The 23,951-nt window shown below is 64.6% G+C and carries 25 protein-coding genes; 16 read left to right on the forward strand and 9 right to left on the reverse strand.

Annotated elements, in window-relative coordinates; genetic code table 11:
* Nucleotides 1-76: 76 nt before the first annotated feature.
* Nucleotides 77-532, forward strand: a complete 456-nt coding sequence (locus BTO20_RS19580) for a DUF488 domain-containing protein (protein ID WP_087077927.1) — start codon at nucleotides 77-79, stop codon at nucleotides 530-532.
* On the opposite strand, the gene BTO20_RS19585 is transcribed toward BTO20_RS19580, so the two are convergent.
* The 6 genes from BTO20_RS19585 to BTO20_RS40580 all read right to left on the reverse strand — a co-directional run bounded on the left by BTO20_RS19585 (nucleotide 529) and on the right by BTO20_RS40580 (nucleotide 4,898).
* Entirely contained in the window at nucleotides 529-1,395 is an 867-nt protein-coding gene (locus BTO20_RS19585; protein WP_232490770.1) for a hypothetical protein, read from the reverse strand. The genes BTO20_RS19580 and BTO20_RS19585 overlap by 4 nt on opposite strands.
* Before the next feature lie 101 nt (nucleotides 1,396-1,496).
* Complete coding sequence (locus BTO20_RS19590; RefSeq protein WP_131827744.1) at nucleotides 1,497-1,712, reverse strand: hypothetical protein; 216 nt, start codon at nucleotides 1,710-1,712, stop codon at nucleotides 1,497-1,499.
* A gap of 166 nt (nucleotides 1,713-1,878) precedes the next feature.
* Nucleotides 1,879-2,103, reverse strand: coding sequence for a hypothetical protein (locus BTO20_RS19595; RefSeq protein ID WP_131823391.1), 225 nt, complete (start codon nucleotides 2,101-2,103; stop codon nucleotides 1,879-1,881).
* Between the two features lie 109 nt (nucleotides 2,104-2,212).
* Nucleotides 2,213-2,776 (reverse strand): hypothetical protein, encoded by a 564-nt coding sequence (locus BTO20_RS19600; RefSeq protein ID WP_232490771.1) that lies wholly within the window; start codon nucleotides 2,774-2,776, stop codon nucleotides 2,213-2,215.
* 722 nt (nucleotides 2,777-3,498) lie between these two features.
* Nucleotides 3,499-4,080 carry a hypothetical protein gene (locus tag BTO20_RS19605; RefSeq protein WP_087077929.1) on the reverse strand — a complete coding sequence of 194 codons (582 nt, stop codon included), beginning with the start codon at nucleotides 4,078-4,080 and terminating at the stop codon, nucleotides 3,499-3,501.
* Entirely contained in the window at nucleotides 4,077-4,898 is an 822-nt protein-coding gene (locus BTO20_RS40580; RefSeq protein WP_232490772.1) for a S1 family peptidase, read from the reverse strand. The genes BTO20_RS19605 and BTO20_RS40580 overlap by 4 nt, the downstream gene beginning before the upstream one ends.
* A 174-nt stretch (nucleotides 4,899-5,072) precedes the next feature.
* On the opposite strand from BTO20_RS40580, the gene BTO20_RS19615 reads away from it, so the two are divergent.
* From BTO20_RS19615 to BTO20_RS19635, 5 genes are all read left to right on the forward strand, one after another.
* A complete protein-coding gene (locus tag BTO20_RS19615) occupies nucleotides 5,073-6,041 on the forward strand; it encodes a transglycosylase SLT domain-containing protein (protein WP_157680251.1) in 969 nt (322 codons plus the stop codon).
* Nucleotides 6,042-6,046: 5 nt separating this feature from the next.
* Complete coding sequence (locus BTO20_RS19620; RefSeq protein WP_087077931.1) at nucleotides 6,047-8,419, forward strand: hypothetical protein; 2,373 nt, start codon at nucleotides 6,047-6,049, stop codon at nucleotides 8,417-8,419.
* A 49-nt stretch (nucleotides 8,420-8,468) separates the two neighbouring features.
* Complete coding sequence (locus BTO20_RS19625; RefSeq protein WP_087077932.1) at nucleotides 8,469-9,836, forward strand: hypothetical protein; 1,368 nt, start codon at nucleotides 8,469-8,471, stop codon at nucleotides 9,834-9,836.
* Between the two features lie 63 nt (nucleotides 9,837-9,899).
* Nucleotides 9,900-10,208, forward strand: coding sequence for a hypothetical protein (locus BTO20_RS19630; protein WP_019344664.1), 309 nt, complete (start codon nucleotides 9,900-9,902; stop codon nucleotides 10,206-10,208).
* Nucleotides 10,209-10,263: 55 nt separating this feature from the next.
* Nucleotides 10,264-10,557, forward strand: a complete 294-nt coding sequence (locus BTO20_RS19635) for a hypothetical protein (protein WP_019344665.1) — start codon at nucleotides 10,264-10,266, stop codon at nucleotides 10,555-10,557.
* Nucleotides 10,558-10,620: 63 nt separating this feature from the next.
* On the opposite strand, the gene BTO20_RS19640 is transcribed toward BTO20_RS19635, so the two are convergent.
* From BTO20_RS19640 to BTO20_RS19645, 3 genes are read right to left on the reverse strand one after another with little or no spacing between them, the layout of a single operon-like run.
* Entirely contained in the window at nucleotides 10,621-11,388 is a 768-nt protein-coding gene (locus BTO20_RS19640; protein WP_087077933.1) for a hypothetical protein, read from the reverse strand.
* Nucleotides 11,375-11,587: a hypothetical protein gene (locus tag BTO20_RS39925; RefSeq protein WP_198343991.1), complete on the reverse strand. Its 213-nt coding sequence runs from the start codon at nucleotides 11,585-11,587 to the stop codon at nucleotides 11,375-11,377. Before BTO20_RS39925 ends, BTO20_RS19640 begins: the two co-directional genes overlap by 14 nt.
* Entirely contained in the window at nucleotides 11,587-14,346 is a 2,760-nt protein-coding gene (locus BTO20_RS19645) for a DNA polymerase (RefSeq protein ID WP_087077934.1), read from the reverse strand. Before BTO20_RS19645 ends, BTO20_RS39925 begins: the two co-directional genes overlap by 1 nt.
* A 691-nt stretch (nucleotides 14,347-15,037) precedes the next feature.
* Between BTO20_RS19645 and BTO20_RS19650 the strand changes: the two genes are divergently transcribed.
* The 10 genes from BTO20_RS19650 to BTO20_RS19695 all read left to right on the forward strand — a co-directional run bounded on the left by BTO20_RS19650 (nucleotide 15,038) and on the right by BTO20_RS19695 (nucleotide 23,906).
* Nucleotides 15,038-15,472 (forward strand): hypothetical protein, encoded by a 435-nt coding sequence (locus BTO20_RS19650; RefSeq protein ID WP_052773277.1) that lies wholly within the window; start codon nucleotides 15,038-15,040, stop codon nucleotides 15,470-15,472.
* Nucleotides 15,473-15,515: 43 nt separating this feature from the next.
* Nucleotides 15,516-16,589: an E3 binding domain-containing protein gene (locus BTO20_RS19655; protein ID WP_087077935.1), complete on the forward strand. Its 1,074-nt coding sequence runs from the start codon at nucleotides 15,516-15,518 to the stop codon at nucleotides 16,587-16,589.
* A gap of 122 nt (nucleotides 16,590-16,711) precedes the next feature.
* Nucleotides 16,712-17,389 (forward strand): hypothetical protein, encoded by a 678-nt coding sequence (locus BTO20_RS19660; protein ID WP_157680252.1) that lies wholly within the window; start codon nucleotides 16,712-16,714, stop codon nucleotides 17,387-17,389.
* 97 nt (nucleotides 17,390-17,486) lie between these two features.
* On the forward strand, nucleotides 17,487-19,427 hold the full coding sequence (locus BTO20_RS19665) for a DEAD/DEAH box helicase (RefSeq protein ID WP_232490773.1): 1,941 nt from the start codon (nucleotides 17,487-17,489) through the stop codon (nucleotides 19,425-19,427).
* Nucleotides 19,428-19,446: 19 nt separating this feature from the next.
* Entirely contained in the window at nucleotides 19,447-19,950 is a 504-nt protein-coding gene (locus BTO20_RS19670; RefSeq protein ID WP_087077938.1) for a hypothetical protein, read from the forward strand.
* Between the two features lie 56 nt (nucleotides 19,951-20,006).
* Nucleotides 20,007-21,020: a DNA-binding protein WhiA gene (whiA, locus tag BTO20_RS19675; protein ID WP_232490774.1), complete on the forward strand. Its 1,014-nt coding sequence runs from the start codon at nucleotides 20,007-20,009 to the stop codon at nucleotides 21,018-21,020.
* A complete protein-coding gene (gene whiA / locus BTO20_RS19680) occupies nucleotides 21,005-21,946 on the forward strand; it encodes a DNA-binding protein WhiA (RefSeq protein ID WP_157680253.1) in 942 nt (313 codons plus the stop codon). The genes whiA (BTO20_RS19675) and whiA (BTO20_RS19680) overlap by 16 nt, the downstream gene beginning before the upstream one ends.
* Nucleotides 21,947-22,043: 97 nt before the next feature.
* The gene (locus BTO20_RS40585; protein WP_232490775.1) at nucleotides 22,044-22,616 is read left to right on the forward strand and encodes a molecular chaperone DnaJ; all 573 of its coding nucleotides are present in this window, start codon (nucleotides 22,044-22,046) and stop codon (nucleotides 22,614-22,616) included.
* Nucleotides 22,617-22,663: 47 nt separating this feature from the next.
* A complete protein-coding gene (locus BTO20_RS19690) occupies nucleotides 22,664-22,987 on the forward strand; it encodes a hypothetical protein (protein ID WP_087077941.1) in 324 nt (107 codons plus the stop codon).
* 139 nt (nucleotides 22,988-23,126) lie between these two features.
* Nucleotides 23,127-23,906 (forward strand): hypothetical protein, encoded by a 780-nt coding sequence (locus BTO20_RS19695; protein ID WP_087077942.1) that lies wholly within the window; start codon nucleotides 23,127-23,129, stop codon nucleotides 23,904-23,906.
* Nucleotides 23,907-23,951: the final 45 nt, after the last annotated feature.

The raw sequence follows: 23,951 nt of genomic DNA on the forward strand, positions 1-23,951 counted from the left end.
CGTGGCGATCACATCTTCGTCGCGATATCGGCAGTAATTTCACGGTCTTGCAGCTCGTGCTGCACCATAAGAACCCATGAGCACAACTGGCTCCGCCGAAGGCACGTTGGTCAGCATCGGCTACGAGGGAAAGACCGCCAGTGACCTTGTAGCCCAGCTGCTTGAACAGGACGTGCGCGTCCTCGTCGACGTTCGCCTCACTCCGCTCAGCCGTAAGCCTGGGTTGTCGAAAACGAAGCTGTCCGAAGCGCTCGCTGCCGTCGGCATCGGCTACATCCACCACCGCGCGCTCGGCAACCCCAAGGACAACAGGGCAGGGTTCCGTGCCGGCGAGCCGGAGTCCCGCGCGCGGTACCGAGAGGTGCTCGAGAGCGCCGCGGCGTCCGATGCTCTGGCCCACGTCTGCGAGCTGCTCGAGGATGGAGCGGTGGCGCTGCTGTGCTTCGAACACAATCACGCCGAGTGCCACCGCGACATCGTGGTGCGCCAGCTCCTGAAAGCCTGCCCGGATGCCGCCGTCGTGCACGTCTAGTTGAACAATGCCAATTCAGTCTTTGGGTACCAGACCCCGAGCACTGAGAACGACCCACGATGTAGGGCCTGATTGCCGACGTAGAAGTGCACGTCCCGCTCCGGTGCGAGCATCAAGTCGCGCCAATTCCCGTAGAGCATTTCGCGAGCTTTTGCTTCGCCGTGCTGTGTTTTCCAGTCACGGCCCGCCTGACCGGCTTCCCAGTCGAGCACCTTCTGTCTGTGTCCGCGGCATTTGGGGGCTTCACAGCGGTACCGGTAGCGGATGGCGAACGGCGCTGGTTCCAGCGGCTTCATGGCCGTGCCGAACAAGTCCTGTGCTGACGCCTTCTCAACTTTTGCTTGCTCGACATCCGACCACGGGTCACCTTCTGCGACATCGACTTCGACATCCATCGGCTTGATCAAGCCGAGCGAAGGTGAGGGCGTGCCCATACCGCCTTTTGGGTTGCTCTCAATCAGGTCGCACATCGAGGTGGCGCCAACCAGCTCACCGAGAAGCTGACGCCGCCGCAACCAGTTGTGTTTGGTCCCGACGTGCTCGATGTGCACCATCTCTTCCTGGCGTGGTCGAAACGACTCGGGGCGGTTGTCATTGGACTGCGTGTAGGTGCCGTTAAGTCGGAGGATCTCGTACTTCTTGAACTGCTTGTCGAAATCCTCATTGCGGAACTTCACCGGGTAGAGACGAATCCACTCCGGACGACCACGGTCGAGTCGCACACCGGCGACGCAGACGGTCTCCAAGTACTTGTCGCTAGGGTTTGGGTAGGTCTTGACCGTGATCATCACCTCCGCGGTCTCCTCGCCCGGCCGTGGAGGCTTCAGCCCTCCGGCGCTGTCCCCTTCAACGCTTCCTGCCATCTGGGCAGATTAACGGCTCCAGTAGCTACTACTTCGCAGATCGGGGGCGCAGGTCGTCCGCATGGTCACCTTCGCGGTGACTCGGAGCAGAATTCGCCAGCTCAGCTGTCGATCATGTCGATATCGCGCATCAGGTCGCTGTACACCTGGGCAAGCGCTGCATTCTTGTCAGCCGGCGCGCCGTCATGTGCCCCACCGAGAGCAACGATCTCAGCTTGAGCTGCAGCTGCCCGCGTGGCGATCTTGTCGATGTTCTGGCGAAAAGTGCTCGCCTCGCTGTCTGTGTAGACCAGGTGGTCACAGGTAGTGGCGGTCATCTGGGCCCTCTCGGTGGTGGCATCGCTGCTGAACAGATGCCCAGACACTAGGAACCACCGCGGTCTTCGCCCAATCTGCAGGCACGACACGCCGACACAGCACGGTCACATCGCTGTTTCCGTCCCGCAGCGCGCACGCGGCGCCTACCGCGCTGCTCTCTCACAGCTATCGGGATTCGATCGCGTCCCTTACCCAGTCGAGTTCGTGCGAAATCTTGTGCAACGCATCGATCTTCGCCTGCTCTTGATACGCCGACAACAGCGCGATCTGCATGGGATCTGGTTGGGTGGACGCTTTCTGAAGCGCCTCCAACGTCTCGGCCGCCTTCTTGCGAGAAGCGTCGGCCCGGTCGGCCACCGCGCGATATTCCTTGTCTCTCACTGATTCCACACGGCGATCTTCACACGCGATGGCCCGTCTGCCGCGAACCGAGATTCGTGTCTCGCGCTTATTCGGCCCACGACCGGCCCAGTCTCGCCGCGAATCGAGCGGTGTGTCGTCAGGAGGCCCGCCCGTCCCAGTACCGAGGTGGCAACATGCGAGCACCGCGCAGTGCGCGCAGAAGAGCGGCCCCGTGGCGTTCGGGGATGAAGTCTGCATCGGCGATCACGACGTCGTTGGGGCTCAGCGGTTGCGTGCCGGCGATGCGAACCCGCACGACCCTCAGTCCGCGAGACGCGTAGAACCGGTTGCGCATGAGGTCCTCGGCCACACGCTCTGGGGTCCCGTGCCAGCGCTCAGGGTCGACTTCCACCACCGAGAACGGTTTTCGCACAAGGATATCGGGGGTAAAGAATCGGTTCTTCCCCGCGCTGTCACGCCCCATACACATCAGCGTGCCTTGCGGGTAGGTCCGGTAGCCGGCGTTCTCGATGACCTGGCGCACGCGCTGTTCGGTCTTGCTGGTCGCCGTCGAGCCGTCGGCGGCCAGATCTCCGGGCCGGGCCCGTTGGCGGTCCATCCGAGGCAGCACGGGCGGAGTTTTGCGCTGGGCCCACCAGACCGTGGCCCACAGCACCAGCAGCGCTAGAGGGACCGCTGGGTGCAGGAGAAACTCGATCACAGACGGTGACTGTAGGAAGCCGTCACAGTTTGGGCGCCCGCGGCGCGAGACCATCACTCGGATCGCCGGCGTCGGGCACTCAGCGCCTATACCTCGTTCGCCCCTTCCCAACGCCTACCCGATGTTGGTCTTCGCTGCGGGCTGCTGCTAACCAGACCTCCCCGAGTTTCACCGTAAATTACCCATTTGACCTGCGGTAACTGTCAGTAAATCGGTGACTTTTCGGTTCACCTGCACCAATGCGTAGCTGTCGTGGGAATGGGGGGTGCCTCTGACAGCTCGGCGTGACAGGAGGAAACAGGGTCTATAGGTGGAAGCTCATTAGTTAGCTGTTCTAGATACATATCTTTACCTGCATTCTCTCTGAAACAGAGAATATCCGCTGTCGGAGGCACCCCCTATTCCCACGACAGTTGCGTGTTTGCCCAGCTGAGCGGTGAATTGACCGGATCGGTGACAGTTACCGCAGGTCAAATGGGGAATTTACATGGAAACACGGGGAGGTTCAGCGCGTCCGGGACAATTTACATCCGACAAATCCAGCGGGAAACCGGGAACCGGTCTGTCGAAAGTTTTGTTCGGACAGAAGGATGCGGCATTCGTGAGACGTCCTCGAATAGGGCGGCCGGAACTCCGCCATTTACCATCCGGACGCGTCGCAGTGGCGCTGCAGATCCCGCTCCAGCGGTGCCGGTCGGGAGTTCAGCGGCAAGCCGCGATGATCAGGCGGTGCATGGAGATGTGAACGCCCCGAGAAGGTGACGCCAGTCGTCCGCACCGGTAGTGCGGATCCGGCGGTGCAGCGCATCGCGGGACACTCCGAGCTGTCGGGCCACCCACACCCGCGGAATCAGCTGAGCGCACCCCGCGGCGATGAGTGAGCAGGCCGCATCCGAGGCGTCGCGCAGACCGTTGAGGGCCACTTCGGCCATCGCGGCATCGATCCCGGCCCCACACAACCACGCCAGCTCTTTCTCTTTCGGCGAGGTTTCGAGTGAGCCGGCCGCCACGACCAGCGCGGCGCCGGTGTCCGTCGACGGGTGCATGAGCCACTGTTCGCAGGCCAGCGCAAGGTCTGTGCACCGCTGGTCGGAGTCGATCAGTGCCTGCATCAGTGTTGAGAGTGGACCTGCCTTGCGGCGGGCCGTGACACCGTCCCCGGAAGAGGACTCGGCGATCAGCGGGTACAGGGCCCGGGCCGACTGCGCCCGCACCGGTTCGACTCGGATCAGCGCCGCTGAAAGTGCGGCCGCCGCTGCATGTTCCGGGGTTGCGGGCTGCCGCCACCACGTGGGGTCGCTCATCGGTCAGTTCCTTTTGTGTCATTGTCGACGACCAGGCGCAGCCCCATTCGCTTGAGCACGGGAGCCAGGTAGGTGACGTAGTTGTCGGTGTCGGTCGGGCCGTAGGCGAGCATCCCCACGGCCATCGCCTCTCCCCTCTCGTCGACGACGAACACAGGGGCACCGGAATCGCCATGGACCGCCGAGCCTCCCCAACGCACCTGCACAGACGTGGCTCTCACCAAGGGACCGCAGGTGAGACCGGAACGGGCGCCATTCATGCACATCGGAGTTCCTGCCGGCAGTGACCGCACCGCGTCCACGCCGAGGACCCCGCGCAGTCTGACTCCGGGGGCGATTTCGACTCCGTAGGGCCCCTGCTGCTGGCTGGCCGACAAGAAAAACACCGCGGCGTCGTGGTAGACCCCGTCCCGGTCGTATCCGCGATCGTAGCTCTGCAACGGTGGAAGTTGTTCTCGCGCTGACTTGTTCATGGCGGTATACATCCACAGCGGGGCAGATTTAGCGGCCATACAGTGGCCCGCTGTCAGGTAGCCCGGATCGTCGGTGGTCGCCACGATCGGCCATGACACGGTGCAGTTCTGCGCCTCGGTCTCATCCACCTGGGAGGCGATGGTAATTCCCGGCTGCGGATAGTCAGCCGCAGTCACCTCGACGGGCTGCGGTGCGCCGTGCACCCCGGCGATCGCCACCCAAGGCCCACCGGGCAAAGGGTCAGCTCCGGCGGGCGAGACGGTCGCCATGGAGGCCACTGCACCAAAAACAACGACAGAAGCAACTTTGGCGATCCAGGGTTTGCTTGGATGTGCGGTCGACATGGCCGCAGGCTAACCCGACGCATACGAAAACTTCCGCTGCACCACTACCGGCATCATGCGCCCGGCTTCGCCGGATCTACCTGCTCGCGCCGCGGGCAGTTCCTGAGATGCCGACGACCTAAGTTTCCCGGCATCGGCGCACACGCGCCCCGAAACACAGGAGCTCTGCTGACGATGCCCCCGCTGTCCACCGGTACGCGGATCCTTCTTCCCGCTGCCGCCGCTATGACACTCGGCGCGATCAGCGCCGGTATCGCCAGCGCCGATGACACCGTTGCCGCTCCCAATCCGTCTACGTTCGATGTCCCGGGCCCGGACGCCGTTGATCAGCTGTGGGCGTTGCCAGCGCCGGTACCCGACGGTCCCCCGGCGCCAGAGGCTCACGCATTCACCGAACCTTTCACTTTCGAGTCCCCGGGCGCTGAACTGCCCGTGACGGCACACGGAGCAGCCAACGGCGCGGCCCCCGGTCCCGCCGAAGTGGACATGGCTCCGATCGACGCCCCGCCGCGTCCCGTCATCCTTATCCCGGCCGAGGTCGGCTCTACGCCGATCCCGGCGGCTCCTGAGCCAGGAAAGTCGCTGCACTCTGGCGCCATCCCAGTTCAGGCTGTCTCGGTCGCCGACCCGATCGGGGGAACGACACCGTCGCGGACGCTGGTGCTCGTCTCTGAGGAACCGAGCCAGCACCCGGCTGTGCCCGCCACCGCGATCGACAAGGCCGCTGTCGACTACAGCGCCCATCCGGCTGCCGCCGTCGGCGACGCCGACATTGTCGCGGGCCTCAACGCAGCTGGGGTGGCGCCGGAGTTGACGGCGCGGTTCACCGCGGCCACCCGCACCATCATCGGAGGTGAGTCCGGTGGATCGACCAACGCAGTGAACCGTTGGGACTCCAACGCCTGGGGCGCCACCCAACCCGACGGCGCACCACACAACAGCAGCCGCGGTCCCATGCAGACCATCCCCGGCACGTTCGCGGCATATCACGCCCCCGGAACCTCGACCGCGATCTACGACCCGGTTGCCAACATCGCCGCGGCCTGGCGCTACATCCGCGTCCAGTACGGCGTGAACCTGGCCACCGGTTCCGGGCTGGACGCGTTCATGGCCCGGGGCACGGGCCGAGGCGTCGGGTACTGATAGCGATGGCACCTCTAACCGACGCGCAGTCCCGCACCGACGCCACCCTCACCCAGCTGATCGCCAAGTGGAACGGCATCGACAGTGTGGCGATGCGGAGCGGGGCGACCGGCCAGTCCCTGCTCGATCAGATTGAAGCGATCATTCGCCGCCGCAACGGTATCGACGCTGCGATCGATTTCCGCGCGACGGCCAACAATCAATTGAATGACGGTCCCTACAGCTCCCGTTCCAAGACGCTCAATACCCAGGACGTTCTGAGGAATGCCGACGCCAAACAGCCCAGGATCGATGGGAGCACCGACGCCACGACCCAGATCCCTGACAGCGACGCGTACGGCGCGAAAGGATCGGTGCTCAAAGCCAGCGATTCGGCGGCGGACACCGTGTTCAACGCCGCACCCGCATTCGCCGGCAGTCGCTGGTGGCTGCCGTCTAACGAGTACCTCCCCGGATTTGCTGACGAGGGCGGTCTGACCTACGGCGACGAGGCGGCACTCAACGCACGAGACGACGCGCTGCAGAAGGTCAACCTGGAACACTTCCACGTCGACATGGAGAAGTCACAGGCGTGGAACCCGTCCGGTGCTGCCATCCCGACCGAGAGCGGAACCGGCAGCCACATTTCCACGCTCGGGTCGGCGTTCACCGCCGCGGACAAGAAAGTGACCGCAGCGTTGGGGGTTCTCGACGCATTACGCAAAGCGTTCGAGAGGAGCGGTGAGCAGCAGATCACCAAGCAGCTGGAGCGCATCGCTCCGGTGTTCGACCATCTCGCCGCCGGGCTGCACACGTCCGCTGATGTTCCGCAACAGATCTGGCGCGCAGGAACTGGCGCCAATAGCGCTTTCCAGGAACTTCGCAACAGCAACCACACGATCCGGCGGGCCATCGGTGACATCGTGTCCAACCTGCAGCGGGACTACGGCAGCACCACTGGTCTCGACATCAAGAAACGGCTCACGTTGCATGGGGAATTCACCAAACTGCCGGATGTGGCCGCACCCGCCGGCCTGGGAGTTCCGACCGAAGCCGCGCAGAAGATCCAGGAGTACGCCGGGTCGATCGCAAAGCCCGACACTGTGCCGGTCGAGAACGTCTCGGCCGCGGCCGCGGCCGCGAACACCGCAGGTGCTCCCGCGGCGGCGACCAACAAGGCGAGCGTGACCGGGAGCACCGGCGGCACCGGAGCTTCGACCCCCAAACCGGGAGCGACACCGTCGGGCTCGGAAGGTTCGGGGACCAGGGCCAAAGGCAACAACGACCTCGGAGCTTTACTTTCGGCACTGGGACAACCGGCCGCCACCGCCGCGCAGCAGGCGTCCGCGGTTCCGCAGCAAGCCGCCAACGCCGCACAGCAGACCGCGGCTCCACTCACCGAGGCCGCCCAGAAAGGCGCCGCACTCCCCGACGACGTCCTCAAAGCGTTGCGTGGCGATACCACGAATAGCAACGCCAAAGCCGATCCGGCGGCGGTTGCCGCAGCCGACACCGACCGGGCAGCTGCCACGTCGGCGACCCCCACACCTGCAGGCCCCGCAGCACCGACACACCTCGGTGCACCCGGTACCGATGCCCGCCCGCACCAACTGGATGCCAACGGCAAGCCGGCCGACAAGGACGGAAACGGCAAAGTCGACAAGGATGCAGTCCCGCTGTCGAAGCGGACCGTCAAGCCGTTCGCATTGGAAGTCTCTGCCGACGGGCGCAACGTACAGGTCAAAGATGTTGCTGACCCGCGGATTGGCGAGATGATGTTGAACATGGCCGAAGCCAGCGGAGGGTCGCCGATGTCGGTTGTCGACGCCGCGAAAGCTGCTGGAATGGACATCGCCTTCCTGGGCGACGCGCTCGATCCGTCGGATGTCCAGGTCGGTGACGCGGTCATCGGCGCTGTTTCCTCAGGCATCTATCTCGGCAACGATCTGGTGCTCACCGCGACGGGTCTTGTGGAGGACCTAGCCGATGTGTTGGGCGACGACGGGTTTATCTCGGCGATCCCGCTGCCGGAACTGCCAGACGAACCGGTCGGTCCAGACGGTCAGCTGTTGCCGGACAACCCGGCTCCAGTGGTGCCCGAACACAATGGGGTCGACGGGGATTCCATGCCGGCCATCACCGTGAATACATCGAATGCAGGAGTCCCCCAGGATCCCCCGAACGCACCGGCCCCGAAGTCAGATCATCCTGCTTCGACAGCTCCGATGCCCCCGACAGACATGTCACCTGGCGCGGCTACGGCAATGCCATCGGCACCAGCTCGAGTGAGCGATCCTGCGCCACCGGCCCCTGCGGGCGCGCCCCTTTCGGCGGTCTCGTCAAAGGATCAGACGACGCTGCCGCGGCAGGTTCCCTACGAGGGACACGCGCTCGGGTAGGGCGCGCCGCGTGCCGGTCGACTGAATCCGGGCCGTCACGATCAGCGATGTGATTGACCCACGCCTGCAAGCGCTCCTCGAGGATCGCCCTGCCCCCGAGCTTGAGGCCGAAGCAGCGATCGACGAAGCCGAACCGGACATCGTCGGCCCCGTCGAAACGGACTCCGGTTCAGTGCCCGACACGCAAGCCGAAGACACCGACGCGCAGACCGAGCCGGCAGACACCGCCGACCCCGAGGAAGTGCGCCGGGAGTTGATCTCACTGGCCGTCGAGGCTAATCCGGCACTGGCGCCGATCGCCCACGCCGCACGTGAGGGCGTGAGCATGGGTGGAGGCGGGAACGTCCGCGCCTCATCGACACTGCGTGACGCGATGGACACCCTTGTTCCGGGACCTGACACGGCGCCTGATGGAGGGTTTCGGACGGTCGGAGGCTGGCTGAGCGCTGACAACTCTTTGTCGTCGCCGGTCACCGAGGTTTCGCCGTGGTTCACCGTTTCGCACTGGCAGTGGCTGGCGGCCAAGAACATGGTGCGACGCATGCCCGTCGAATTGGGGCTCGTCCTGCCACACCTGTTCATCTCTGAAGCACAAGTGATCTTCGACCTCAAAGCGTGGGGGGCCCTCAGCGGCGATGGCCAAATCACCGCCGAGGCGGCCGACATGTTCGGTGCGGTGACCGGTTTCTCCGAGCTCACCGTGTACGGGACAGTGCTGCTCTACGCCCAGCGGCGCACACCCAAGAAGCTGCCCGCGGTACTGGAGAAGTTCGGGCTGTCCGCCGCGGTGCGCGATGTTCCTCGAGTGTCGTTCGCGGTAGGTATCAGCGACCGCGAGGTGGTGACGACTCTGGTCAATAACAACACCGTTGTCTTCGCACGTCGACTGCGGCGTATCCATGACACTGCAGATGCTGCCGAAGCGGTGCTGGGGCTGCTGGATCCGCAGGGGATCTGGCCGGAGTATCCGCTGCGCACCAGCGTGGTGCTGCCGGGGACCGTCGCCGATGAGCTTGCCACGTCGGCGGCCACGGCCAAGCTCATTGACGCAGAGCCTGACGAAGACGCCACAGATGACGAGCGGGCAGCCGACGCTGCGCTTCGCGCCGGAGTCCGCAAAGGTGCCCGCAAAATACTCGCCGCCGCGCGCACTCCTACCGCGGCCACCGACGCGATCGCCGAGATCGCCACCTCTACCGTTCACGCGTTGGCCCAGATCACTGTCCGCACCAACGACGTGGACACCCAGCGGGGGGCTCCGTCCGCGCTGGCGCTGGCATTTCTGCGGGGCAAAGGGATAGTTGCCTCGTATCCTTCAGGCACTGGACCGTTGCGGCGCATCACCTACACAAGGGGAAACACAGCGGGCATCGAAGAAGGCATCAAGGTCCTGCGACACGCATACCGAGGCGGTTGATCGGCAAATCTGCGCTAGCATCGGCCGTAATCGCCCACTAGCGACGACACACGGAGGTTAGCCATGACCAACCCGAAGGTTGGACTCACGCAGGATGAAATTGCGGCCATCAGCGACGCCATGTTGAGCGAACTCGTCAACCTGCGACAGGCCACGGACAACAAGCACAAGGTGATCACCGAGATCGCTCATGTGCATTTCCAGTCCGAAGGCGCGACAGCAGTCCTCAACCGCTTCGAGACCGAGACCATGCCCAAGATGACCGATCTCATCAACACGGGCAACCAGGCTCTCGAAGGACTGGGCAAGTACACCCAGCAGCAGATCGCGCAGGCCGAAGCGGCCAAGCAGGCCGTATACCGGCCCGTCTGATCCACCAGCCCACCGACCACGCCTCAACGACAAGGAGATTCTTATGAGTGGTGGAATGATCGATCTCAATATCGCCGGAACAACTGACGCCATCGCGCAGATGAAGAACCTGTCAAAGGCGATCGCCGGCTCCGCGACGACGCTGCTCGACAAGTACACGCAGATGACCGGCGGCGCCCTGCAAGGCACCACCTCGGATGCGGTCAAGGAGTTCTCGGACAAGCAGAACGCCGCAATCACTTCCAACGAGGAAGTGGACGCCCAGATGGTGACCGTGCTCAATACCTCGATGGATGACATCCATTCCTTCGACATGAACCAGGGCCCCGGCATGGCGACTGCCGGCTGAGGCTTCACACATCGGCCAAAGCCCCGCGACTGTATAAGTCGCGGGGCTTTGTCGTGCAGCTGTTTACGCGGCAGCCGACTGCGGCGGGACGCCGTAGCTCAACAGCGATTCACGCAACCACCCGGGCAGCATGCGGCACGGCCCCAGCCGCGTCACCGGTGCGCCGTTCTGGCACGTCGGCGGGACAGGAACCAGCATGTCGCCAGATGTCACCGTGATCGTGCAGTCCTCCCAGCCGGTGACCGCCATGGTCAGTGGATCGATACGGTCCCCCTCCGAGGTGCGGAACAGATACATCCCGCCGCCACGCAACTGCGGCACCAACAGCGTTGGTGCACTGTGGCGTTCGTAGCCATCGCCACTAGCCTGCATGGACCATTGTCGCCACACCCGCAACGACGCAGCATCACTGATCATCACCGCCACCATGTTCGATGCGCCGGCATGGATCGCCGCCGATGTGGTGATCGCTCCTCGGCGCCACAGACCCGCTGCCACATCTTTACCCACGGTGCGATTGATCCGCCGGTAGTAGGCACCGACACGGACGTTGACCCGCTCCGCGGCAGCGTCGATGAGTCCGGCCCCCGCCAACTTCCCGGTTGTTTCCATGGGCATCTGCGTTCCGGTGGGATAGGTGCTCACCAGCGTTGCCAATCCTGCCCGCTCAGCGTCGGTGGCGTCGTCGGGGACCACCACGTCCGGTCCGAGCATCGTCACTGCGGCGCCCGCATTCACCAGGCGCCGCAGATAGCCTTTCCACAGCACCTCCGGCAGGCGCGGATCCATGCCTGCACCCAGCAACGCCGCGATCGGGTCAGATCCGAGCATTGTTGTCTCCCTTGCCAAGTGAGTCACTGCTGCGCAAGTAGGGGAAGGTCAGCGGATGCACCTGCCACAGTGACCGCCGCGCGTTCAAATGTGCCCACTGCACGGCCTCGTCCTGACTCGTAAAGGGTCCAACCATCCGGGGAAGATTGGGTATATTGCCGCTACGCCAGCGAATGTCGAGAATGACAGCGTCGTCCATCAGACGTACTCCCATCGCTTCCCCATCCCGTTAACGTCGACGGCCAGAAACGCCTCGATCCCTCGCTGCGCAGCCGCGCGCTGCAGGAACGGCGGCGGGGTTGCCATCACTTGGGTCAGAGCATCGGCAATCTCTTGATCCGCGACGATCTCGTCATGCATCCACAGGTGTACATGGTCGGACAAGCCCATCCGATCCAGTTCCAGGATCGAATAGTGCATCACATCAAGTGCAGACCCTTGGCAGAAATGGTTCGGTGCGATCCTCGACGCCACCTCGTTCATGCGAATTCCGTTGTCATAGAACGAGAATTCCTGATTTACGACACGCCCCATCAGTGTGACCACCCTGCCGACGTTCTTCGACTCGTGCTTCAGAGCGTCAATGAGCCGATAAAGGGTAGGCAGACTGTCCCGGATCGCCCACGCGACTTCTTTGGCCCGATCCAGAGTCCAGCCGTACTGCAGCGCGGCTGCCTTGTGCCCCTGGCTGTACATGTCGGCAAGCATCTTGCGTTTCGCCAGTTTGCGATCGATACCGGCCATTTGGCCGACCGGTTCGTAGGGATCCTTCCCAGCTCGCATGTCGGCAAGGAACTGACCGTCACCTGATGCCGTCGCTAGGATCACCGGCTCAATCGACTTCCAGTCCGCGCTGACCCAATCACTGGCGTCGGACACGACGATCCCGCGTGCCTCCTTCGGAAACTGCTGGATCTCCGGCTTGGATGCCGAGTTGCCGGTCAAGTACGGTCCCCGAGATCCCCACGCCGTGAAGGTGCCAGCATCAGTGGTCACACACCAGACGTCGGCACGGCCACCGCCAGGTAGCGACATCGGCCCCTCTGCGATCTGCACATCGGTGAAGTTCCATACCTCGACCAGCCCACCACACATGCGAGGCAACACTCCAAGGCGGTACATCGCCACCGCAGCTGCGGCCCCCCACTGTTCGTCGAAAGAGTGTGGCGGGGCGCCCTTTTCGTGACAGAAGCCCGCACCGTTCACCCAGCCCGCCAGCTCGGCAGTCGGCGCCTCCAATGCCCACAGGAGCGGTTGATTCGGCAGCCTGCCCTGATCCCTCAGCCGATCGGCGAAGTCAGCGGAGCGTCGTTCCAGGAGCTGTTTCCGCACGATGGAGACGGATGCGCCTCCCGCCATCGCGGCACACTGTTGAAGCTCGAGTTCCTTCCTCCATGCCACCGCCGCCGCCATCGACTGGGCACCGTTAGTCCATGCCTCCGTCACCGACTTGATCGCGTCTGCGCCGAGCTGCCTGGCGATGTACGGCGGCGGGGTCAACCGAATCGTGTCAGTTTCCGTCAGCGCGTCGAGCGTTTTGAGATGTGTTTGCGCCGTTGCATCCTCAGTCACCCAACGATGCTCCGGAGTGCACGTGAAGTGCATCCCATTCGTCAGCCGATAGGTACACACCGCCGCATCGGTGTAGCGATGCACCGCACGCACTGTGGTCCAATTCCCGTCCGCATCAAGGGTCTTGTCGCCCAGCCTGATGTCACCGACGCCGACGATGCCACGACGGGTGAGCAACCGTTGATTCTCCGGCAAGCACATGCGGCCGGTGGCGTTGGCGCCGAGGATTTTGATCTCAGGGTGCAGACGTCCTGTGGGAGCGGCGTTTTCCTTCACCTTGCAGACGTAGCCGAGGACTTTCTCGACCCCCGCGACCGTGCGGTGTGCCAGTGCCAGGTCCGATCGCAGCACCGCATCGTCGTCGGTGAATATCTTCAACGCGTCCTTGTCGGCCTTGAGCTGCCCGGTGGGGGTGGTTGGCCACGGCTGGGGCAATTCGCCACGCGCATCTAGTGCGTTGACCAGATCCCGGCCATTGCCTGGTCGGATGCCCGCGTTGGCCAGCAGCTGCGCCGCTGCCCGCGCCTGCTCCACCGTCTGTTCGCGGAACCGCTCAGGAAACTCGGTGTCGACGGCATAGCCGCGGGCGGTACGTTCCAGGACGATCCGGTTGACCTGCTGAACGTCCTCGACCACCTGCTCGGCGTCGTCGGCGTTGAGCACACCGCGACCACCCATTCCCAGGTCCGGGGTGGTCAGGTACCGAGCCGCGGTGGCCATGATTCCGGTTCCACCTACTCCGGGGGTGCCCCACAGCCGCAGCGTCGCCACAGTGTCCGACATCGCGCCAATGGCGTACGTGGGTGTGTCGATGTCAGTGGCCCACCAGCCTTCGTCCTTCTTCAACCCCCGTACAGCGAACACTTCCGACATGGTCGTCCGGTCGTCATCCATCAGTTGGTACGCCATCGCCAGGTCTTCCAGAGTGCGTCCGGCTTTGTCGTAGGTCTTCACCATTCGGGCGGCGACCAGGGTGTCACCCAACTTTCGGATATGTGCACGGGTCATCAGCCGGTGTGCATACAGCGGCGCCACGTCGAAGCAAGCACCGTGGAATATCAACGCCGCGGCATGGTCGAAGACCTGGGCGAGAAGTTTGCGGTGCTGGGGCCGGCGTAGCGGGTCCAAAAGCAGGGACACGGTGTCGGCGCCGAGATGAAATGCCACCGTCACGCAGGTGATCGAGAACTTGTTGACGTCCAGTCCGCGTGTCTCGATGTCGGCAGCCACAGTCGAGGGTGCGGTGGAGCACAGGGCTGCGACCCATTGCGCCATCGCGTCATCGTCGGTGACCAGGTATGCACCGACGGTGTGGTCGTAAATCTGAAACTGCGCAGCCGCGACGCGACGCAGCTCGACTCGGGGGACGTCGGGTTCTGGGGACACGCGACTCAGTCAAGCAGCAGTTGCCGACATGTTTGCCTGCGCGGTTTCGACACGCCGATGGCGGCACTATATGGAATCTAGTGCCGCACGGTTGCCGGTCAAGATCGGCATCGCGGTGCCGGATCCGTCCGCCAATCCCACCGGCCCAGGGACATGACAGCGCAAAAGATGCCACTGAGACGTGTGTGAAACACGTGAACTACACGGCTGCGTAGCCGGCCACCGCCGCACGCACAGAGATGGCCGCTCTAGGTGGACTGGAGCGGCAGAAAAGATCTCGCGGCCGTGATCCCACTACAGCTGTAAATGCTCGTTTTACTGCACCTTTAGTACCACCATCGAGGCATACGTAGAGGATCCTGGCGCAATTCAGGATCCTCTGATCGACCGCCAGGGAGGCCCTCAAGGGGGCGGTCCAAGCCCCCTCGCCAGAGTCGCCAGCCCGTACAGCCAGACGTCCTCGATTCCGGCGCCTTGTCGGTGCCCGCAGATACAAACGACACGCGATAACTCAACAGGGGTTGCCTGGCATCACAGTCGGCATTACAGTCGGCATTGTTGGCATCAAGTGCCGGTGACGAAAACGTGGCTGATTCGTAGTTGTGAGCAACCACAGGTTCGTACCAGCACCCGAAGCCACCGCCCACGAACCACCCCACCACCGAAACCCGAACCACCAAGGAGGGTCCTTATGACTGCTGCACTTGCGCCCACCGCGCCCCCGAGCTACCCCATCGCCCCGACGGCCGCTGCGCCGGCCGCACCCATGACCGCCGCGGTTCTCGACCTGGCGGCGCTCTCCGATGCGGTCGCCTCCAGCGCCGACCCCGTCGCGGTCCTCACCCAGCTGGTGCTGGCCACCGCCGCACGCTCGCGCAGCGCAGCCGAGCAGGGCCGGACTCTGTCGAATGTGAACGCCGCGATTTCCAAGACTCTCGACGCAGTGCGGACCGCGTTGCTGGACTCAGTCGGAGGCAACGCGGGTGTCTACGCCGGATTCACGGTGACTGCCACCGCCGGCGGTCGGCAGATGGACTACAAGCGCCTCGAGGCGGAATACCCCGACATCTACGACGAGCTGGTGACCACCAAGTCGCCCGGCCGGACCCTCAAGTACACCGCCTGACATCGCCGCCCCACCGGCAAACACCACCAAGGAGAACACCACCATGTCCGCTTCTGTACCGCCCGCCCCCAACGCGACTCCTGTTGCCCCACAAGGTCTGCAGGACATCAGCCACGGCGCTGCTGTTGCACCGGCACCCGTATCCGTAGCTCCGGCTCCCGCATACGCGATGGCCCCGATCATCCCGTTGCATGATGTGTCACACACTGCGGTGGCCCCGGTGACTGCCTCGGAGCCATTGCCTGTGCCCGACCCTGTCGCCGTGCAGTCCACGCCGTTGACTGTGGCACCGGCGCCGGCGGCAGCCGACAACAGCGTGATTACTGGAATCGTGCCTGCCGGTCCGCCGATCGCTCCGGCTCCGGCCCCCGTTCCTCCGGCGCCCGCTGTCGCACCGCCAGCACCCGTGACCGTGCCCGTTACGGGTGTGCCTCCCGTTCAGCCATCCGCGCCGGCGCAAGAAGAGGTGTTCGCACCGTCGCCGGTCGCCGGTGGCGCTCCCCTGCCGCCGGTCATCGCGCTTCCCGACACTCCAGCGCTGCAACCCACCGCCGACACCCTGGCGCCCTCGGTCTCCAAAGCGGTTCAGACGCTGGCCGACCGGCACGGGATCGACCTGCGCACCATTACCGGAACCGGAACCCGTGGGCGCATCGTGCGCGCCGACGTAGAAGCCGCGATCAGTGCAGCAGCTGTCGAGGCTGGAGAACAGAGCCTCAATCCTGCGCCGGAACCCGTAGCGACCCCGGCGCCGGCCGCCGTGGCCGAACAGCCGCTGGTTTCCACCCCGGTGAATCCGGTTCAGGCCATAGACATCGCGCAGGATTCCGTGGTCGTCACACCCGTCAAGGTGCCTGCCACTGAGAATCCCGCCAATCCGAGCCCCCCGCCTGTTGCCTCTGCCGACGCCCCGCCGGATGCAGTGTTGAGCACCGTGCGGCTGCCGTTCGACTTCAGCGGCGGACGCACTCTGCAAATCGGCCCTGACAGCGACCTGGTGGCGATGGCTGCCCACGCGTTGCCCGGTCTGATGATCACCTCCGCGGTGCTGGAATTGTCCGCAGATGGTCCCGCGGTGCTGGCGACCTTCGCGACGGCAGCGGCGGTGTCGCTGTGACCGCCGCCGGGATGCTTCACAACGCATTCGACACAACCGCTGCCGGTGATGAAACAGCTGTGCCGCCGGCGCCGATTCCGCTTCGTGCGATGCCTCCGGCGCCGCCGATGATCCGGGTCCGCATGGACTCTCTGACCCGCACCCACGATGACGGCGACGACGGCAACAGTGAAGGGCCGGAAGAAACGGTCGTCGACATGCAGCTGATCATCGACTACACCGGAGCCCTGGCGCGGCGCACCGCCAGCTACATCCGCGACGGTCTGGTCGAACGGGTCAACCATCCTCACCGCCATCCAGGCAGGGTGACATGTCTACGGTGCGCGGTCCTTAGTGCAGCCGAGCACCCGACCCTGGCCGCCACTCTGCTCGAAATCCTGAATCGCAGTGCTGCCCCCGCCGACGAGGATTGGAATCTCGAGCCAGACTGCACCGACACCCGCACCATGTCGCGGCTGCGGCGTTTGGCGATCAGCTCCAACACCATGCACGACCTCTACGGGGATCATTGGGGCCAGGTGATGCTGATGTGCCTGCGCGTCGAACGCGCAGATCTGGAGCTGTTGTCCTTCCTCACCCGCAAATATCAGCCGAGTCGTGTCTTGGTGCCGCACAGCCGGGCAGCGCTGGCCGCGCATCATCTGGCCGGCATCGTCTGCCCGCGGGTTGGCCGTGACGGTAACCCGGTAGCCGACACCGTTCGCAACGCCGTCGCGGTGCGCCTGGCCGTCACTGCCGGGAACGTCGCCGAAGGCGCGTGGCCGTCCTGGCTGGATCACCTGCCAGCACCGGCGATGTGACGGCCATGGCCACCGGATCACCCCTGCCGCAGCTCAACCCGACAAGCCTGACATCACCCCGATGGATCCGTAGAGGAATCACCTGGAGGTCGGTGGCGTGACCCTCGCCAGTTCCACACTGACGGCGCCATTTCCGTCACCCCGACCGCATGGCGTCGCGCCGCGTGCGCTGCGCGGCTACCAGATCGAAGCGGCCGATCGTGTGACCGAGGCTTTCGCCGGCGGCGTAGAGGGACCGGCGGTTGTGCTACCCACCGGATCGGGCAAGACCACGGTGATCGCCGAGCTGGTCCGTCGCGACGTGGCAATCGGCGGCCGGGTTCTGCTGCTGGCACATCGCAACGAACTCATCGAGCAGATGAGCGGCGCTGTGACCGCCGTGAACCCGGCAGGTCCTTCCCCGGCGATGATCGGTGGGCCGCACCGCGGCGATCCGACTGCGCAGATCGTCTCTGCCACCGTGCAATCGCTGCAGCGCACCGCGGCGCTGTTGCGTCTGGGAAAGCGCGATCTCGTCATCGTCGATGAGGCGCACCACGCGGTGGCGACCACCTACCGCAAGGTAATTGACCATTTTCACGCACTCGGTGCACGCCGCGCCGGGTTCACCGCCACGATGACGCGCCACGCCGCCGGCAAGAACGAGGTACCACTTCGGACCGTCTGGAGCGACGTTGTCTTCGAGCGGGACATCACCTGGGCTATCGAGAACGGGTTTCTACTGCCTCCCTATGGGGTGACCGTTGACCTACCCGACCTCGACGTGGAATCGCTGCACACCGGCGCCGGCGAAATCACTGATGACGAGGCCGCCGAAGCCATGCTGCGGACGACCACGCTCAACGCCACCGTGGAGGCAGTGCTCGAACGTACCGCCAGCTTGTCGACTATCGCGTTCGGCGCCTCAATGGAGCACTGCCGCCAACTCACCGAATCACTGGTCGGCCTCGGCGCCACCGCGGAGATGGTGGTGGGGCCGACCACCGTTCGTGATCGCACCGCCATTTACCGCCGATTCCGCAACGGGACCACACGGGTTCTGGTCACCGTCGATGTTCTGACTGAGGGCGCGGACTTCCCCCGCTGCGAGGCAGTCGTACTGGCCCGGCCCACGCGCAGCCAGTCTCGCCTGGTGCAGTGCGTGGGCCGGGCGCTGCGTCCGCACACGTTCGAGGACGGCCGCGTCAAAGAGCGCGCCCTGGTGGTGGATCTGGTCGGAGCGGGATCGCTGGGCCTGATCGTGCAGACCAGGCTGGAGCCCGACCGCCGAGAGCAACCCGACGGCGACGAGGAAGGGCTCGGCTGCAGCTGTGACCAGCCGTGCAACGGGGGATGCGACCTCACTTGCACCGGTGTCGGCTGTTCATGCGACTGCAGCTGTGCGGCAACCGGTTCGGGTGTCGAGACCGTCAAGGGCAGCATCGAATGCACGTGCGAGTGCGCCTCGGTGTTCGGAGTGTGCCGCTGCGGCTGCCAGTGCGACCAGCACCGGGTCGATCCGCTCGTCACGTTCGACCCGGTCACCGGCGAACTCACCGCTGCCGGCCCCAAGCGTCGCACCGATTCGTCCTGGTCGGTGCGTACCTCGACGATCCGCTGGACCCAGCATCCGCGCGGACTGGTACGGCCGGTCTACCGGCAGGGCGGGTCCAAAGGCGCCATCCTGCTCGCCGACATGCGCGGAGTGTCAGGCACTGTCGCCGGAAAAGATTGGGCCTTCGGATTTTTCGACACCACGGTGCACCAGATGTTCTGGGTGGGACTCGATGGACAGTGGACCCGGCCGGGACCGGATTGTCACCTGCAGGGCATGGACCTGGCGCGCGCGGACTCACTGGCCCAACAAATCTTCTCCGGCCACATGCGTGATGTGGAACGCAGCGAGGCCAGTGGCGCACAGGTCGACCTGGCCGCCCGTCTCGGTGTCCCCGACGCACACAACCTGGACCGCCGCGACCTTTCCGACATGATCGCCCTCGCCCAAGCAGACCGCTGGCTTCCGCTGTTCGACCGCCCCACCCACACCACCGCCGCCTGACACCGAAAGGACTATCCCTGTGAATCTCACCGACACCAGCCGTACCGGAGGCGACACGATGCGTGCCCGGTTGGCTGACCCGAGCTGGATCGCTGCTGCCGGACCAGCGGAACTGCGGGCCGCGGTGCACGCATTGTGCTGGCGCACAGTGCGCTCGACGATCGACGGGTTCTGCACGGACCTTCACGTCGCATCCAAAGTTCTGATCACCGCGCGTGGGGTCAAAGCCGAACTTGACGCCCGCCTGGCATTGCTGGATGCGCGCACCGGTACCGACCCCGACGAGCGAGCAGTCCTGCTGCGACGAAGCGCCAACGCGACCGAGATCGTCGCCGCCTGCGATGCCGCCGTGCAGTTCGCGCAGATGAGCGATGCCCGTTGGCCCGCCGCTAGCGATCTGGTTGCCGCAATCGCCGATCACCGTCGCCGTGTCAGCCCCGAAGACGCATGCGATGCCGACACCGCCCTGTGGCGTGTGCTCGATGACGCCGAACACCTCAGCCCGACCAGTAACGCCGCCTGACAGGCACTCCCACCCCACTACCCCACCACCACCAAATCTGGAGGCACACCGTGTCGATGACCGCAGAACTGAAAGACGAACTCCTCGGGGTGCACACCGGCACCCCTGAAGGATGCAGGCGCGCCCAGCTGGCCGCAGTCCTACGCCTGACGGCTACCCTGCGTGTGTCGCGTGGCCTGGTTGTCGCCGCGGAGGTCAGCAGCGCATCGCTGGCCCGTTACCTTCGCCGTGAAATCGCCGAGCTGTACGGCCACCGCGCGGTCGCGACCGTGCTGCCTCGAAACGCGGCACTGTGTGGCGGCCGCTACTTGGTCCGTGTCGCCGCCAGTGATGGCGGAGGGACATTAGCGCGATCCATCGGAATGATCGACGAACGTGGCCGCCAGGTCCAGGGTCTGCCGGCCACCGTTGTTGGAGGCTCCCCCGGCGAGATCGAGGCCGCCTGGCGTGGCGCATTCCTGGCTTCGGGAACCCTGAGCGGTCCCGGCAGTAACACCAGTCTGGAAATCCGCTGCCCCACTACCGAAGTGGCATACGCGCTGGCCAGTTGCGCACGCCGGATCGGTGTGCTGCCGTTGGTGCGCGAATCACGAGGTATCGACCGGGTGATGGTCCGTGCCGGTACTGACATCGCCGATCTCATGACCCGCATCGGAGCCCCCGAGTCACGCCTCGAGTGGGAGAGCCGTGCGACGCGCCGGCGGATGTGCCGCATGGCGAGCCTCGACGCCGCCAACAGTCGGCGCACTGCCGATGCTGCGGCAGAAACTTCGGCCCGGGTCGAACGCGCGTTGACCATTCTCGGAACCGACGTTCCGGAGCACCTGGCTGTCACTGGAACATTGCGCCTGACCCACGGCGAGGCCTCCCTTGAGGAACTGGGGCGCCTGGCCGATCCACCGCTAACCAAAGACGCTGTCGCAGGGCGCCTGCGGCGCCTGCTGGCGCTGGCCGACAAGCACGAAGCGGCCCTGCCCGCCACTGTCGCTGACCCGGAACCGCAGCTGGTGGCTGTCAGTGCTGCTGGGCTCGACAAGCCGGAAGGAGCGTCGCCGTGGATCCGACGATGAGTCTGGTTGCAGAACTGGTAGAGACCCCTGTCAAAGGCACTGGAGAAGCCAGGTACCGCCAAGCCGAAGCGGTCTCCGCGATACGTGTCGGTGGTGGCCTACGCATGCAGCACGGTCGTCTGACTCTGGAATCGCGCATGTCCTCCGAAGCGGCCGCAGTGCGCATCGCGCAGGCGCTATCCGACCTGTATGAATGCACACCGCGCGTTGATGCAGGACCACGCAGAACCGCGACACTTCGTGTAAGCGACGCCGACGACCTTGCTCGGCGTATCGGGCTTCTCGATACGCACGGACGCCCCGTGGTGGGCATGCCCGCATCGCTGGTGTCAGCGGCGTGCGCATCGGATGCGATCGCAGCTGCGGCACTTCGCGGAGCGGTGTTATCCGCAGGACACCTGCGGGTGACTTCAGTGAGGCCACCAGCACTGGAAGTGCGTTGTCCCGGACCGGCGTCGGCACTGGCGGTGGCCGGTTTTGCTCGGCGTCTATCGGCGATCGCGGAAGCACGTCAAGGCAGTGAGATCGACGGTGCCGTTGACTATGTCCGGGTCCGCTACGGGGTTGGGGCTCTTCTGGAACAGCTCGGCGCGCCAGAGGCCGCTAGGCGGTGGGTCGATGCGAAAGCTGTTGCTGCCGCTCAATCTCGGCTCGACACCAGGCCACTGTCCCAGGCCAACAGCGCACGCGCCTCGCAAGCAGGACAACACATCGCCGGGAAGGTCCGGCTCGCCCTCGAAATTCTAGGGTCCGACGTGCCACCAGAGTGGATTTGCGCTGCGCAGCTGCGGATCGCCCACCCCGACGCCTCAAACACCGATCTTGCCGAACGCTGCATACCGCCGATGACCAAGCACACGTTCGCAGGCCGGTTGCGGCGTCTGATATCGGCCGCCGAACAGCGAGCCCTCGACATTCCAGCGTAGAAGCGCCTGTGCCCCATGGGGCAGCCATCGCGCCGGCCCGTTACCTTCGGACCGTCAATGGTATTCTCTATTTTAGAGACACAACGAAAGAGGGGACATGACCAGCTACCCGGACGGGATGGAATTGCGCCCCCTGCTGGAATGGCCGGGACAGCTGCCGTCAGCGCACATAGGCTCGCCGTTCACCGCGACGCTGTCGGCCACCCTCGATGAGCTCGACCGCGAACTCCGCCACTTGGGCAAGCACTCCCGCAATGCACCGTCGGTGCTTGAGATCGCGTTACGCGACGACGACTTCCGCATGGACGGGATGCCACGGGCGAGCGCTAAAACCATCCACCCCGGGGTAGTCCTGCACGTCGAATCGCGATTCGGACCGCTGTCCTACCCCGCCGCGAAATTCGATACCTGGCAGGACAACCTGAGGGCCATCGCACTCGGACTCAACGGGCTTCGCCGCTTGGACCGGTACGGGATCACGCCCGGACATGAGCAGTACCGAGGCTGGGTGGCGATCGAGAATCACTCTGACGCCCGTTCCCGCGCACAGGCGCTCATCGACTCCTACGGCGGCGTGCGTGCCGCGCTGCGCGCTACGCACCCTGACCACGGAGGAACACCAGAGGAGTTCCAGCGAGTTCAGGAAGCACGTCGCGTGCTCGGGGTCTGACATCCGAATCCCGTACCCCAAATGACGATAAGAGGAAAACAGCCGCCATGAACTCCGTCTCACGACCACACATCCCAGCCGGGGCCGAGGTCATTGCCTACGGCACTGTGTTGGTGGTTGGAACTATCGAAGAGGGGCCGTTCGACTCCCCCATCACAGGTTCGTCGGTGTATAGGATCCGGACCACGGATGGCGAGATCACCACGCGGTCAGTGCAGATCGTGGTTCCGCGCATCGATTTCGAGACCAGTTGGCACGTCTGGAAAGACGGCACCGTCATAGCCGGCGGGCCTGGAATCAGCCGCGACCGGATGGACGAGTACGCCTCAGTACACGGCGGCGACGTCGTTTATGGGTGGCCTGCCGCATGAGCGCAATCTCGTTCACTACGCGCGACTTCGAGTTCACCATCCAGGAGTGGCAGCACGCGGCCGGCTGACACCGATAAAACCACGACCACACCATATTTCGACCTGGGATGCTCGATGACACGAGAGGAAGGAGGAGACCATGGCTGTACTGCACACCCCTGAGACGAGAGGGGCAAAGGCGCTGTACTACGACGCAGGTGGAAGTTCGATCGAGCGCGACATCATCGGGTGGGACAAGCTCGGAAGACCGCTGGTGTTGTGCGGAGATCGGCTCCACACGGCGGACGGTGCACCGTTCGCGCACTACAAGGAGTTCAGGACGGTCGTCATGCCGGACGTGCTCTCGATCATCCGAGAATCGATCGACAGGTGCCTCGACGACTACAAGCTCGGCAGGGTCTACGACCCCATCTACGACGCGGTTAAGGGCGAGTTGGCTAGACGTCGGCCTCGGGCACTCGAACTGGACTACGGCGAAGGGATTCTCAAAGAGCACTTCGGCATGCCGCTGCTGATCCACGTGCAGGAGCCGAATGTGCGGATGAGCCATTATGGAAACCAGGTCACAGGAACCCCTCTGGTGAATTACCTCGCCCTAGATCCGATCACGGAGTCGATTCAAGTAGTGAGGAACGCGACCATCACGCAGAGGGCGGTCGCCACAGTGGTCGTGCGCACCTACCGGAGAGGTCCCGTGGGAGTCATCGGGGTCGCGCTCATCTCGCCAGATACCGATTCACCCGTGTTGAAAGCTCTTTCGAGTGGAACAGGATACTCGGTGCATGAGGCCGCGCAGACCCTGACCGACTCCGCTGTCGAGCGCGGCTGGCTGCCCGCACCCGAGACGTCTGCGGGGCACCGTGGCGTGGTTCCGGCTGGCCTACACGAAGTCCGACGAGGCGACGTTCCTGATCGATGACCTCCTCGCTGCAGATCCTGGACCGGTCTAACTTCCCCCATGCGA

Origin of the sequence: Mycobacterium dioxanotrophicus (assembly GCF_002157835.1) — a bacterium.
Lineage (GTDB): Bacteria > Actinomycetota > Actinomycetes > Mycobacteriales > Mycobacteriaceae > Mycobacterium > Mycobacterium dioxanotrophicus.

Coding starts and splice junctions, on each gene's coding strand:
- BTO20_RS40580 (WP_232490772.1), bottom strand. CDS start 4,898: ATGTCGACCGCACATCCAAGCAAACCCTGGATCGCCAAAGTTGCTTCT.
- BTO20_RS19650 (WP_052773277.1), top strand. CDS start 15,038: ATGACTGCTGCACTTGCGCCCACCGCGCCCCCGAGCTACCCCATCGCC.
- BTO20_RS19660 (WP_157680252.1), top strand. CDS start 16,712: ATGGACTCTCTGACCCGCACCCACGATGACGGCGACGACGGCAACAGT.
- BTO20_RS19580 (WP_087077927.1), top strand. CDS start 77: ATGAGCACAACTGGCTCCGCCGAAGGCACGTTGGTCAGCATCGGCTAC.
- BTO20_RS19590 (WP_131827744.1), bottom strand. CDS start 1,712: ATGACCGCCACTACCTGTGACCACCTGGTCTACACAGACAGCGAGGCG.
- BTO20_RS19630 (WP_019344664.1), top strand. CDS start 9,900: ATGACCAACCCGAAGGTTGGACTCACGCAGGATGAAATTGCGGCCATC.
- BTO20_RS19655 (WP_087077935.1), top strand. CDS start 15,516: ATGTCCGCTTCTGTACCGCCCGCCCCCAACGCGACTCCTGTTGCCCCA.
- BTO20_RS19605 (WP_087077929.1), bottom strand. CDS start 4,080: ATGAGCGACCCCACGTGGTGGCGGCAGCCCGCAACCCCGGAACATGCA.
- BTO20_RS19615 (WP_157680251.1), top strand. CDS start 5,073: ATGCCCCCGCTGTCCACCGGTACGCGGATCCTTCTTCCCGCTGCCGCC.
- BTO20_RS19620 (WP_087077931.1), top strand. CDS start 6,047: ATGGCACCTCTAACCGACGCGCAGTCCCGCACCGACGCCACCCTCACC.
- BTO20_RS19695 (WP_087077942.1), top strand. CDS start 23,127: ATGGCTGTACTGCACACCCCTGAGACGAGAGGGGCAAAGGCGCTGTAC.
- BTO20_RS19640 (WP_087077933.1), bottom strand. CDS start 11,388: ATGCTCGGATCTGACCCGATCGCGGCGTTGCTGGGTGCAGGCATGGAT.
- BTO20_RS19635 (WP_019344665.1), top strand. CDS start 10,264: ATGATCGATCTCAATATCGCCGGAACAACTGACGCCATCGCGCAGATG.
- whiA (WP_232490774.1), top strand. CDS start 20,007: ATGACCGCAGAACTGAAAGACGAACTCCTCGGGGTGCACACCGGCACC.
- BTO20_RS19690 (WP_087077941.1), top strand. CDS start 22,664: ATGAACTCCGTCTCACGACCACACATCCCAGCCGGGGCCGAGGTCATT.
- BTO20_RS19585 (WP_232490770.1), bottom strand. CDS start 1,395: ATGGCAGGAAGCGTTGAAGGGGACAGCGCCGGAGGGCTGAAGCCTCCA.
- BTO20_RS40585 (WP_232490775.1), top strand. CDS start 22,044: ATGACCAGCTACCCGGACGGGATGGAATTGCGCCCCCTGCTGGAATGG.
- BTO20_RS39925 (WP_198343991.1), bottom strand. CDS start 11,587: ATGGACGACGCTGTCATTCTCGACATTCGCTGGCGTAGCGGCAATATA.